The organism is Dermacoccus sp. Ellin185, from assembly GCF_000152185.1.
In the GTDB taxonomy this organism is placed as follows: domain Bacteria; phylum Actinomycetota; class Actinomycetes; order Actinomycetales; family Dermatophilaceae; genus Dermacoccus; species Dermacoccus nishinomiyaensis.
This window is the reverse complement of record NZ_AEIQ01000085.1, coordinates 142,070-153,390: the sequence shown is the minus strand read 5'-3', so window position 1 is coordinate 153,390 and position 11,321 is coordinate 142,070. Positions and strand designations below refer to the sequence as shown.

Genomic DNA, 11,321 nt, shown 5'->3' with positions numbered 1-11,321 from the left:
GCGGCCTCGGCGGGGGCGGCGTCAGCGGCCTCGGCGGGGGCGGCGACCTTCTTCGTTGCCGTCTTCTTCGTCGCGGCCTTCTTGGTCGTCGTCTTCTTCGCGGCAGCCTTCTTGGCGGGCTTGTCCGCAGCGTCGGCGTCGGCGTCCTCGGAGGCGACCGGAGTGGCGTTCTCACCGTCGGCGGCGTCGGCGGCCTGCGCCTCGTCCTCGTCCTCGCCGGTGTCGACGGCGGCGTTCAGGTCCACGACGTTGCCCGCCGTGTCCTTGACCGTGGCGGACTCGAGAACGGTGGCGAGCGCCTTGCGGCGAGCGACCTCACCCATGATGGCGGGCACCTGGCCCTGCGCGTCGAGCGCCTGCGCGAACGTGTTCGGGTCCATGCCGTACTGCTGCGCCGACATGATGAGGTACTCGATCAGCTCGTCCTGGCCGACCTGGATCTCGTGCTTCTCGACGATCTCGTCGAGCAGGAGCTGCGTCGCGACCTGCTGACGCGTCGATTCGGTGACCTCGGCGCGGTGCTCGTCATCGTCGAGACGGTTCTCGCCCTCGAGGTGGTTCGTCACCTCTTCGGTGACGATGGACTCGGGCACCGGGATGTCGAGCTGCTCGAGGAGGACCTCGAGCACCTTGTCGCGGGCCTGGACGCCCTGCTCGAAGCGCTTGGTGCGCTCGACCTCGGCGCGCAGGTCGGCCTTGAGCTCGTCGATCGTGTCGAACGACGACGCCAGCTGGGCGAACTCGTCGTCGAGCTCGGGCAGCTCACGGACCTTGACCGACTCGACCTTGACGGTGCACTGGGCGTTCTCGCCCTCGTGCTCACCGCCGGCGAGCGGCGAGGTGAACGTCGTCTCCTCGCCGGCCTTGAGGCCCGTCAGCGCCTCGTCGAGACCGTCGAGCATCGTGCCCGAGCCGATCTCGTAGGAGACACCGGACACGGCGTCGATCTCGTTGCCGTCGATCGTGGCCGACAGGTCGATCGTGACGAAGTCGCCCTTCTTGGCCTTGCGCTCGACCGACTCGAGCGTGCCGAAACGCTCGCGCAGCTCGGCGATGCGCTCGTCGATGTCGGCGTCGGAGACCTCGATCGGCTCGACCTCGACCTCGAGCGTGTCGAACGCCGGGAGCGTGATCTCGGGGCGGATGTCGACCTCGGCGGTGAAGCTCAGGCCCGCGCCGTCCTCGAGCGGGAACTCGGTGATGTCGACCTCGGGCTGGCCGAGGACCTTGACGTCGTTCTCGACGATCGCGTTCGTGTACAGCTCCGGAAGCGCCTCGTTGACGGCTTCCTGGATGACGGCCGCGCGGCCGAAACGCTGCTCGATGAGCTTCGCGGGAACCTTGCCCTTGCGGAAACCGGGGATCTGAACCTGCGAGCCGATGGTCGTGTAGGCCTTCTCGATGCTCGGCTTCAGTTCATCGGCCGTGACGTCAACGGTGAGCTTGACCCGGGTCGGGGTGAGGTTTTCGACAGCGCTCTTCATCAGCGGTGCACTCCAGTCGATCGGTGATGGTGGGCGCGCCCGCACCGGCCGGCCGATCATCGGCCCTGCCTGCGGCGCGGCGCGCTCCTCTTACTCGTCGTTCATGCTAACGGTCGGGGTGACAGGATTCGAACCTGCGGCCTTCCGCTCCCAAAGCGGACGCGCTACCAAGCTGCGCCACACCCCGTCAGCCCCGCTCACCAGAGGCGAGGCGGGCCGCTCCGCGCGAGCCGTCCTGCTGCGATCGCGCCGGGGCGCGCTCTCGCAAGACGAACGGCGGCCCCCGCGGGAGCCGCCGTCGCGGTGCTGGAGCGGGCGACGAGAATCGAACTCGCGTGATCAGTTTGGAAGACTGAGGCTCTACCATTGAGCTACGCCCGCATGTTTCTCGGACACATTACCCGAACACGCCGTGACGCCCCAATCCGCGGGGGCTGACCTGGCCCGCCGCCGTCGCCCCCGTGCTCGCGCGAAGCGCCGCCGACGGTCGTCTTGGCCACCGAGACGTTCGCCAACGAACGATGCCGGCGGTCTCGACGCCGCCCCCGCGCATGTGCTTCGGTGAAGATGAGTCCGGTTCGCCGGAGCACTTCCATTCGCAGGAGGCACATCATGGGCATTTTCGACAGCGCCAAGGACAAGGCCAGCGAGTTCGCCCAGGACAACCCCGACAAGCTCGACCAGGGCGTCGAGAAGGCCGGCGACTTCGCCGACGACAAGACGGGCGGCCAGCACGCCGACCAGATCGACAAGGGCCAGGACTTCGCGAACGAGAAACTCGACGGCGCCTTCGGCGGCGAGTGAGCTGCCTCCGTTGAACGCTGACGGCGCCGCTCCCCGGTGGGGGGCGGCGCCGTTCGTCGTTCAAGCAGGATAGGTCGATCGGGCAGATGCACTCGCTCAGAAGGGCGCGCTCACTCAGACGGACGCGGTTCCGCGCGCGTGGCGCGATTCGGACGACTCAGGCACGGGCCGCCAGATGACGACGACGGAGCGGTCGTCCTGCCCCCCGGTGCGCGCCGAGGCCTCGCAGATGCGCTGGGCCGCCCCCTCCGGGCCGGCGCTGATGGCCCGTTGCGCGAGGCCGAGCATCTGCTGCGTCCCGGCCGCGAGGTCGCCGTCAGGGCCCTCGACGACGCCGTCGGTGTAGAGGAGCAGGACATCGCCGGGCTCGAGCACCCCGCCGGCGCGCGCGTAGTCCTGCGGCCCCTGGTCGAACAACCCGAGCAGCAGACCGGCCGCGCCGGTGATCATCTCCCAGCGGCGCGTGCCCGCGTGATAATGCGCGGCGCTCGGGTGACCGGCCGTACCGACGCAGTACTGGCCGTCCTCGACGTTGATCGAGACGTGGATGGCGGAGGCGAACCCGTCGCGCCAGCCCTGGCGGATGAGGTAGCGGTTCGCGCCGGGAAGAAAATCCTCCGGGCGCGTCTCCCCCAGCAACCCAGCGAGGGCGCCGGAAAGCAGCAGCGCACGCATCCCCGCCGACGGGCCGTGCCCGGAGACGTCGGTGAGGGCGAGGTGCAGGTGGTCGGCGCGTCGGGCGGCGACGACGAAGTCACCGCTGAAGGCATCCCCGCGTGAGGGCATGACACAGTGCTCGACGCGCATCCCGTCCGGCATCTCGGGTGGCAGGGCCTGGGTGTCGAGCCGCTGGCGCAGATCCTTGAGCATGCTCGAGCCCACCGAGAGCGGCACACCCATCGTGAAGCGCTGACGGTTCGCGAACGCGACGATGCCGACGATGAGGGCGAGAGCCACCGCGACGGACCACTGCGTCGGCGCGTCGGACCAGGTGATCGCGGCCGTCGTCACATAGCCCGTCAGGACGATGGCGATGGCGAGCGCCAGGCGACGCCCCGACAACAGGAACGCTGCGGCGACGATGAGCGGGATGAAGACCGCATGCGACATCGTCGGCGTGAGCGCGATGGCGGCGGCACAGACGATCGCGGTGAGCAGCGCGAACGCGACGACGACGCTGTGCGGCTTGGAGATCGGAGTGGCCACGGCACGCTGCACCGACTGACGCAGGCGCGTCTGTTCGCGTTGAGCCTCCAGAACCACGCGCGCCAGCCTATAGGGGTTGCCTCACGCGCACCAGGGGTGGTGGAGCATGCACCTGCGTGGGTGACAGGCTCCACCGACCCGGGCCGACGGCCCGTCACACGGCGAGAAGATCGCGCCGGGCGGGCCGTTCGAAGGCCTCAGTCCTCGGAGGGCAGCGTGCCGTCCCGCTCGTACTTCTCGACCATCGCGAGGCGGCGCGCGTGACGCTCGACGCCCGCGTACGGCGTCTCGATGAAGGTGCGGGCGATCTGCTTGGCCTCGTCGATCGAGACGAAGCGACCACCGATCGACAGGATCTGCGCACCGTTGTGCTCGCGTGCGAGAGAGGCGAACTCGGGCGTCAGGCACAGCGCGGCACGGATGCCCTTGACCTTGTTAGCTGCCATCTGCTCGCCGTTGCCGGAACCGCCGAGAACGATGCCGAGCGAGCCCTCGTCGTCACGCACGCCCTCGGCGGCACGCAGGACGTAGACCGGGTAGTCGTCCTCGGCGTCGTACTCGCTCGGGCCGTGGTTGATGACCTCGTGACCCTGCTCGGTCAGGTAGGTCAGCAGGGCCTGCTGGGTCTCGAAAGCTGCGTGGTCGCCACCGATGTGAATGCGCATGTGTGCTCGTCCTTGTCGCGAAGATATGGCCTGAGGGGCAGTGGTGGTGCGGAGGGTCAGCTGAAGTCGGGGCCGACGTCGCGGCTGCGCTTGAGTTCGTAGAAACCGGGCGTGCCCGCGACGAGGAGGCAGCCGTCCCACAGGCGCCCGGCGTCCTCACCCTTGGGCGCCGGCGTCACGACCGGGCCGAAGAACGCGGTGCCGCCGAACGCGACGACGGGGGTGCCGACGTCCGTGCCGACGAGGTCGGTCGCGCGCTTGTGCGCGGCCCGCAGGGCGACGTCGACATCGTCGCCGGGCACGTTGGTCGCCGCATCGACGAGCTCCGGCTCGAGACTGCACTCGGCGAGCGACTCCACGAGCACGCGCCGCACGCTCTCGGCGTCACGCGGGTCGGCGCCGCCGGGGTGGAAGCGGGTGCCGATCGCGTCGTAGAGCGGCTTGACGACGTCGTCGCCGTGCGCCTGTTGCGCCGCGATGACCAGGCGTGCGGGCGCCCACGCCTGTTCGAGGAAGGCCCGGTAATCATCGGGCAGGTCGCGGCCCTCGTTGAGGACGGCGAGGCTCATGACGCGCCAGGTGACGCGCACGTCACGCACCTTCTCGACCTCCATGAGCCAGCGGGACGTCATCCACGCCCACGGGCACATCGGGTCGAAGAACATCTCGACGGTAGGGGCTGCGGACTCGGGCTGATTTTCGCTCACCGTCCCATCCTGCCACCTCGAGCGCTCGTGCAAGGATGGGCAGCACCGCCCGAACGGCTGTGGCGCACACCACTTCGCGCACCGCCGTTCCTCAACCCTGCTGGAAGGACACCACTGACGTGAACGGGGCCAACCTCACCCGCGACGACGCGCAGACCCGCGGCGAGAACATCACCGTCGACTCCTACGCCGTCACCCTCGACCTCACCACCGGCCCGACGACGTTCGCGACGTCGAGCGTCGTGCGCTTCAGCGCGCAGCCCGGCAGCGAGACATGGCTCGATTTCCTGGGCGAGTCCGTCAGCCGCGTCGTCGTCAACGGCGAGGAGCGTGACGTCGACTGGAACGGGGCGCGCATCCGCCTCACCGATCTCGCCGCCGAGAACGAGGTGCGCGTTGACGCCGTCGGCGTCTACATGAACACCGGTGAGGGCCTGCACCGCTTCGTCGACCCCGCCGACGACGAGGTCTACCTCTACTCGCAGTTCGAGGTGCCGGACGCGCGACGCATGTACCCCGTCTTCGAACAGCCCGACCTCAAGGCGACGTTCCAGTTCACCGTCACGGCGCCCGCGCGCTGGCAGGTGCTGTCGAACGAGACGACGCCGGAGCCGAAGCCCGCGACGCAGACCTACACGGGTCCGAACGGGGTGAGCGAGCCGGCCGCGACGTGGGAGTTCGCCCCCACCGCCCGCATCTCCTGCTACGTCACCGCGCTCGTCGCGGGCCCCTACGAGGCGTACCGCGACAGCGTCGAGACGCGCGCCGGCACCATCCCTCTCGGCGTGTTCTGCCGCAAGTCGCTCGCTCCGCACATGGACGCCGACGAGATCTTCGACATCACCAAGCGTGGCTTCGCGTTCTTCGAGAACGAGTTCGACCAGCCCTACCCGTTCACCAAGTACGACCAGATCTTCACGCCGGAATACAACGCGGGCGCGATGGAGAACGTCGGCTGCGTGACGTTCTCCGAGATCTACGTCTTCCGCGCCAAGGTCTCGGAGGCCGTCGTCGAGCGCCGTGCGCTGACGGTGCTGCACGAGCTCGCGCACATGTGGTTCGGCGACCTCGTCACCATGAAGTGGTGGAACGACCTGTGGCTCAACGAGTCGTTCGCCGAGTGGGCCTCGACGACGGCGCAGGCCGAGGCGACTCGTTGGGAATCGGCGTGGACGACGTTCGGCACGTCCGAGAAGGCGTGGGCCTACCGTCAGGACCAGCTGAGCTCGACGCACCCCATCGTCGCCCCGATCCGCGACCTCGCCGACGTGGAGGTCAACTTCGACGGCATCACGTACGCCAAGGGCGCTTCGGTGCTCAAGCAGCTCGTCGCCTACGTCGGGCGTGAGCCGTTCACCGCCGGTCTGCGCGCTTACTTCGCGCGCTATGCGTGGCAGAACACGACGCTGCCGCAGCTGCTCGCCGAGCTCGAGACGACGAGCGGACGCGACCTCACGCAGTGGTCGAAGCTGTGGCTCGAGACCGCCGGCGTCAACACGCTGCGCCCGATCGTCGAGACCGACGACGACGGCCGCATGACGAGCGTCGTCATCGAGCAGAGCGCCGCCGACGACTACCCCACGCTGCGTCCGCACCGCCTCGCCGTCGGCTGCTACATGCTGCGTGACGGCGCGCTGACGCGCACCGCGCGCGTCGAGCTCGACGTCGACGGTGAGCGCACCGAGGTGAGCGAGCTCGTCGGCACGCCGCAACCCGACCTGCTGCTCGTCAACGACGATGACCTCGCCTACGCGAAGATCCGTCTCGATGCGCGCAGCCTCGCCACGGCCATCGCCCACCCGCGCGCGTTCACGGATTCGCTGCCGCGCGCCCTCGTGCTCGGCGCCGCCTGGGACATGACGCGCGATGCGGAGATGTCGGCGCGCGACTTCATCGACATGGCCCTCGCGACGCTGCCGGGCGAGAGTGACTCGACGCTGCTGCGCACCCTGCTCGGGCAGCTGACGACCGCCGCGCGCACGTACACGGCACCGGAGCACCGCGACGACGTCGTCGCCCTCGTGGCCCGCACTCTGCGCGGTCTGCTGCTGTCGGCCGAGCCCGGCTCCGATGCGCAGCTCCAGCTCGCGCAGGCGTTCACGTCGTTCGCCGCGAGCGCCGACGACCTCGCGTTCGTCCGCGGCCTGTTCGAGGGCTCGTCCGTGCTCGACGGTCTCGCCCTCGACACCGAGATGCGCTGGACGCTGCTCACGAGCCTCGTCGCCGGTGGCGTGCTCGGCGAGCTCGAGATCGCGGCCGAACTCGAGCGGGACAACACCGCGACCGGCGCTGAGCGCGCCGCGCGTGCCCGGGCGGCGATGCCGACGGCCGAGGCGAAGGCCGCGGCGTGGGCGTCCGTCGTCGACTCCGACGCGCTCGCGAACCAGACGATCGCCGAGACCGCCGCGGGCTTCGGGCACGTGCACGACGAGGCACTGCTCGAGCCGTACGTCGAGCGCTACTTCGAGATGGCCGAGGGCTACTGGGCCTCGCGCACGCACCACATCGCGGAGCTGACGATCGGGTCGTTCTTCCCGTTCACCCTCGCCGGGCCGCAGCTGCTCGCGCAGGCCAACACCTGGCTCGACGCCCACCGTGACGCCCCGGCCGGTCTCGTGCGCACCGTTGCCGAGAACCGCGACACCGTGGCGCGCGCCGTCGAGGCTCAGCGCTTCGACGCACAGGCGGCGCGACAGCACGGCTGAGCCCGCCGCGACGGGCGGTGATGCGCGCGAGCCGTGAGTGCTCGTGCTTCCCGCGTCGTGATGCACGTGATGCGGCCCGGGACGGTTTCGATCGTCCCGGGCCGCATCGTGTGTGCCATCGCGACGCAGCTGCGCCGGCTGCAGTGATCTCGCAGAGCCCGGGGAGCCTGGGCTCTGCGAGACTCTCGCTTCACGTGGGGCGGCAGCGAATCGGCCCACGTCGGTCGTTCGAGACGAGCTGGGCGCGGGTGATTGGATGACGGCATGTCATCGATTCCCCTGAGCCTCGTCCCACTGCGCACGTCGACGATGGGCGATCTGTGGCACCACGTCGGTGGCACTCCGGTGCAGGTGGTCATCATCGTCGTCGCGGCCGTCGCGGTGCGTTGGCTCGCCCACCGCGCGATCTCGCGGGCCGTCGAGGCGATGATCGCCCGCCCCCGCTCGACGCGTTCTGGGCAGGACGAGACACGTGGGGCCACTGACGAGGCCGGTCAGCAGACGGGCGCCGCCACCCCTTCCGCCCAGGCGCCAGAAGGCGCGGGCGACGCTGCGGGAGAGGCGGAAGGCGCTGCGGGGAGCACCGCCGTCAGCGCGGGCGACCTGCTCGCTCCGACCCGCGCCCGGTTGCGTGCCGCCGCAGGTCTCGACGACGAGCGTCGCCGTCAGCGCGCCGCGACGATGGGGTCATTGCTGCGCTCGATCACGACGGTGGCGGTCGTCGTCGTCGCGACGCTGACGATCGCCGCGCAGTGCGGCATCCAGCTCGGCCCGATCATGGCGAGCGCCGGAGTCGCGGGCGTCGCGCTCGGCTTCGGCGCGCAGTCGCTCGTCAAGGACTACCTGTCGGGCATCTTCATGATCTTCGAGGATCAGTACGGCGTCGGTGACGTCATCGACACCGGCGAGGCGATCGGAACCGTCGAGGAGGTGACGCTGCGCATCACGCGGCTGCGCGACGCGAACGGTGTCGTCTGGTACGTCCGAAACGGTGAGATCGTGCGCGTCGCCAACCGTTCGCAGGGATGGTCGACGTCGCTCGTCGACATCCCGGTCGCCTACGACTCGGACATCCACACCGTCACCCATGTGCTCGAGGGCGTCGTCGACGCGCTCGAGGCCGACCCCGAGTGGAGCGAGAAGCTGATCGAGCGCCCGAACGTCGCGGGTGTCGAATCGGTGGCGGGCGGCACGATGACGTTCCGCATCATCGCGAAGACGGCGCCGAACGAGAACTTCGGCGTGAGCCGCGAACTGCGCCGACGCAGCGTCATCGCGCTCGAGGACGCAGGCGTCAAGGGCCCGCCGGCCCAGCCGTTCGCCGCCGTCAACACCGCCCTGCCGAGGTGAGGCCGACCTCGGCACCGATGAAGGGACATCCGGCCACGCGACGGCCGTGGCGCGCGGGTGAAAGACTGGACGCATGAGTGAGCCGACGCTGTACGACCGCATGGGCGGCCACGCCACGTTTCACCGTCTCGTCGAGGTGTTCTACGACGGCGTGGCGCAGGACGCGACGCTGCGAGCGATGTACCCCGAGGCCGATCTCGAGCCCGCGAAGCGCCGTTTCGAGATGTTCCTCGAACAGTACTGGGGCGGCCCGACGACGTACTCGGCCGAGCGCGGCCACCCGCGCCTTCGGATGCGACACATGCCGTTCGCCGTCACCCCCGAGCAGCGCGACCGCTGGCTGACGCACATCATGGCGGCGTGCGACGACGTCGCCCTGGAACCGGAGCTCGACCGCCTGCTGCGCGACTACCTCGTGCGCGCGGCCTACAGCCTCGTCAACACCCCCGGGCCGGAGCCGGAGCACCCGGTTCGCTGACGCGCCGCCGTCACCGAGTCGAACGGCTCGGGCAGCGATGGGCCTGTCGAGCCCCTCTCGGCCGCGGGTGATGCGGACGGTTTCGTCCCAGCGCCCGTGGTTGGCAAACTGGGGCGGTGAGTGAACAGACTTCGTGGATCAAGCAGACCTCAGCGACGCACGTCGGCCACGGCGGCCAGGAATGGTGGCGTACGTCCGCCGTCTACCAGGTGTATCCGCGCTCGTGGGCCGATTCGAACGGTGACGGTGTCGGCGACCTGCCCGGCATCACCGCCAAGCTGCCCTACCTGCGCGACCTCGGCGTCGACGCGCTGTGGATCTCGCCGTTCTACACCTCCCCGATGGCCGACGCGGGCTACGACGTCGCCGACTACCGCGACATTGACCCGCTGTTCGGCACCCTCGCCGACGCCGACAAGCTGATCGCCCGCGCGCACGAGCTCGACCTGCGCGTCATCGTCGACCTCGTGCCGAACCACTCCTCCGACGAGCACGAGTGGTTCAAGGCGGCCCTCGCGGCCGGCCCTGGTTCGCCGGAGCGCGAGCGCTACCTGTTCCGCGACGGCAAGGGCGAGAACGGTGAACTGCCGCCGAACGACTGGCAGGCGATCTTCGGCGGCAACGCGTGGACGCGCGTCAGCGACGCCGACGGCAACCCCGAGCAGTGGTACCTGCACCTGTTCGACCCCAAGCAGCCCGACTTCAACTGGAACAACCCCGAGGTCCGCGACGAGTTCGTCTCGATCCTGACGTTCTGGCTCGACCGCGGTGTCGACGGCTTCCGCGTCGACGTCGCGCACAGCCTGATCAAGGCCGACGGGCTGCCCGATCACGCGGCGCACGCGCAGATGGCCGGCACCGGCGATGCGAGCCACGACAACGGCGGCCCGATGTGGGATCAGGAGGGCGTGCACGAGATCTACCGCGCGTGGCGTGAGTTGCTCGACTCCTACAACCCGCGCGACGCCGACGGTTACGACTCCGCCGCGGACCGCGCGATGTGCGCCGAGGCGTGGGTCAGCCCGCCCGAGCGCCTCGCCCGCTACGTGCGCCCGGACGAGTTCCACCAGGCGTTCAACTTCGCCTTCCTCGAGACACCGTGGCGTGCCGCCGACCTGCACGAGAGCATCACGTCGTCGTACCGCTCGAACGACTCCGTCGGCGCACCGACGACGTGGGTCCTGAGCAACCACGACGTCGTACGTCACGCCACGCGTCTTGCGCTGCCCGTCGGGCAGCCGCGCCCCAACGGCATCCGCGCCGAGGACCCGCAGCCCGACGCGGCACTCGGCCTGCGTCGCGCCCTCGCGGCGACGGCACTCGAGCTGGCACTGCCCGGCGGCGCCTACCTGTACCAGGGTGAGGAACTCGGCCTGCCCGACCACACGACGATGCCCGACGAGGCGCGTCAGGACCCGACGTGGGAGCGCTCCGAGCACACCGAGGCCGGCCGTGACGGCTGCCGCGTGCCGATGCCGTGGGTCAAGGACGCGCCGTCGTTCGGGTTCGGCCCGTCGGAGGCGACGTGGCTGCCGCAGCCCGAGGTCTACGGTGACCTCGCCGTCGACCAGCAGGACGGCGTGGCCGGTTCGACGCTCGAGTTCTACCGCCGCATGCTGCGCGAGCGTCACGCCCGCGAACTGGGCTCCGGCTCGCTCACGTGGGTCGAGGGCGCCGGCGACGACGTCGTGGCGTTCGTCAACAGCCGTGACGGCCACGAGGACCTGTGGGTCGTCACGAACTTCGGTGAGCCGGTCGCCCTGCCCGACGACGCGTTCGTCGTCCTGAGCAGCGGTGACGCCGACAGCCTCACCGTCGAACGCGACGTGACGGTCTGGTTCACGCGAGCCTGATCGAGGCCCACCCGGTCGCAGCGTGACGCGATGATGACGGGTAACTCACGCGTAGGCGCGTCACGAGGC

At 69.8% G+C, this 11,321-nt stretch carries 9 protein-coding genes and 2 tRNA genes; 5 read left to right on the top strand and 6 right to left on the bottom strand.

Annotated features, from left to right (window positions below):
• The 3 genes from tig to HMPREF0321_RS09330 all read right to left on the bottom strand — a co-directional run.
• A partial coding sequence (tig, locus tag HMPREF0321_RS09340; RefSeq protein ID WP_006945974.1) for a trigger factor occupies window positions 1-1,484 on the bottom strand: 1,484 nt, incomplete at its 3' end.
• A 113-nt stretch (window positions 1,485-1,597) separates the two neighbouring features.
• Window positions 1,598-1,671, bottom strand: a tRNA-Pro gene (locus HMPREF0321_RS09335).
• Window positions 1,672-1,791: 120 nt separating this feature from the next.
• Window positions 1,792-1,865 (bottom strand) — tRNA-Gly (locus HMPREF0321_RS09330).
• A gap of 231 nt (window positions 1,866-2,096) precedes the next feature.
• Here HMPREF0321_RS09330 and HMPREF0321_RS09325 point away from each other — a divergent pair.
• Window positions 2,097-2,288, top strand: coding sequence for an antitoxin (locus HMPREF0321_RS09325; RefSeq protein ID WP_006945905.1), 192 nt, complete (start codon window positions 2,097-2,099; stop codon window positions 2,286-2,288).
• Between the two features lie 114 nt (window positions 2,289-2,402).
• Here HMPREF0321_RS09325 and HMPREF0321_RS09320 read toward each other — a convergent pair whose 3' ends face one another.
• The 3 genes from HMPREF0321_RS09320 to HMPREF0321_RS09310 form a co-directional block, all read right to left on the bottom strand.
• Window positions 2,403-3,551, bottom strand: coding sequence for a PP2C family protein-serine/threonine phosphatase (locus HMPREF0321_RS09320; protein ID WP_006945915.1), 1,149 nt, complete (start codon window positions 3,549-3,551; stop codon window positions 2,403-2,405).
• A 140-nt stretch (window positions 3,552-3,691) separates the two neighbouring features.
• Window positions 3,692-4,159: a ribose-5-phosphate isomerase gene (locus tag HMPREF0321_RS09315; protein ID WP_006945927.1), complete on the bottom strand. Its 468-nt coding sequence runs from the start codon at window positions 4,157-4,159 to the stop codon at window positions 3,692-3,694.
• A gap of 56 nt (window positions 4,160-4,215) precedes the next feature.
• Entirely contained in the window at window positions 4,216-4,866 is a 651-nt protein-coding gene (locus HMPREF0321_RS09310; RefSeq protein ID WP_006945932.1) for a DsbA family protein, read from the bottom strand.
• A 119-nt stretch (window positions 4,867-4,985) separates the two neighbouring features.
• On the opposite strand from HMPREF0321_RS09310, the gene pepN reads away from it, so the two are divergent.
• From pepN to HMPREF0321_RS09290, 4 genes are all read left to right on the top strand, one after another.
• Window positions 4,986-7,571 (top strand): aminopeptidase N, encoded by a 2,586-nt coding sequence (gene pepN, locus HMPREF0321_RS09305; RefSeq protein ID WP_040014777.1) that lies wholly within the window; start codon window positions 4,986-4,988, stop codon window positions 7,569-7,571.
• Between the two features lie 264 nt (window positions 7,572-7,835).
• Window positions 7,836-8,921 carry a mechanosensitive ion channel family protein gene (locus HMPREF0321_RS09300; protein ID WP_240742502.1) on the top strand — a complete coding sequence of 362 codons (1,086 nt, stop codon included), beginning with the start codon at window positions 7,836-7,838 and terminating at the stop codon, window positions 8,919-8,921.
• Window positions 8,922-8,994: 73 nt separating this feature from the next.
• Window positions 8,995-9,399: a globin gene (locus tag HMPREF0321_RS09295; protein WP_006945874.1), complete on the top strand. Its 405-nt coding sequence runs from the start codon at window positions 8,995-8,997 to the stop codon at window positions 9,397-9,399.
• 116 nt (window positions 9,400-9,515) lie between these two features.
• Window positions 9,516-11,252 carry a glycoside hydrolase family 13 protein gene (locus HMPREF0321_RS09290; RefSeq protein WP_006945965.1) on the top strand — a complete coding sequence of 579 codons (1,737 nt, stop codon included), beginning with the start codon at window positions 9,516-9,518 and terminating at the stop codon, window positions 11,250-11,252.
• Window positions 11,253-11,321 lie beyond the last annotated feature (69 nt).

Coding starts and splice junctions, on each gene's coding strand:
- HMPREF0321_RS09300 (WP_240742502.1), top strand. CDS start 7,836: ATGTCATCGATTCCCCTGAGCCTCGTCCCACTGCGCACGTCGACGATG.
- HMPREF0321_RS09325 (WP_006945905.1), top strand. CDS start 2,097: ATGGGCATTTTCGACAGCGCCAAGGACAAGGCCAGCGAGTTCGCCCAG.
- HMPREF0321_RS09295 (WP_006945874.1), top strand. CDS start 8,995: ATGAGTGAGCCGACGCTGTACGACCGCATGGGCGGCCACGCCACGTTT.
- HMPREF0321_RS09315 (WP_006945927.1), bottom strand. CDS start 4,159: ATGCGCATTCACATCGGTGGCGACCACGCAGCTTTCGAGACCCAGCAG.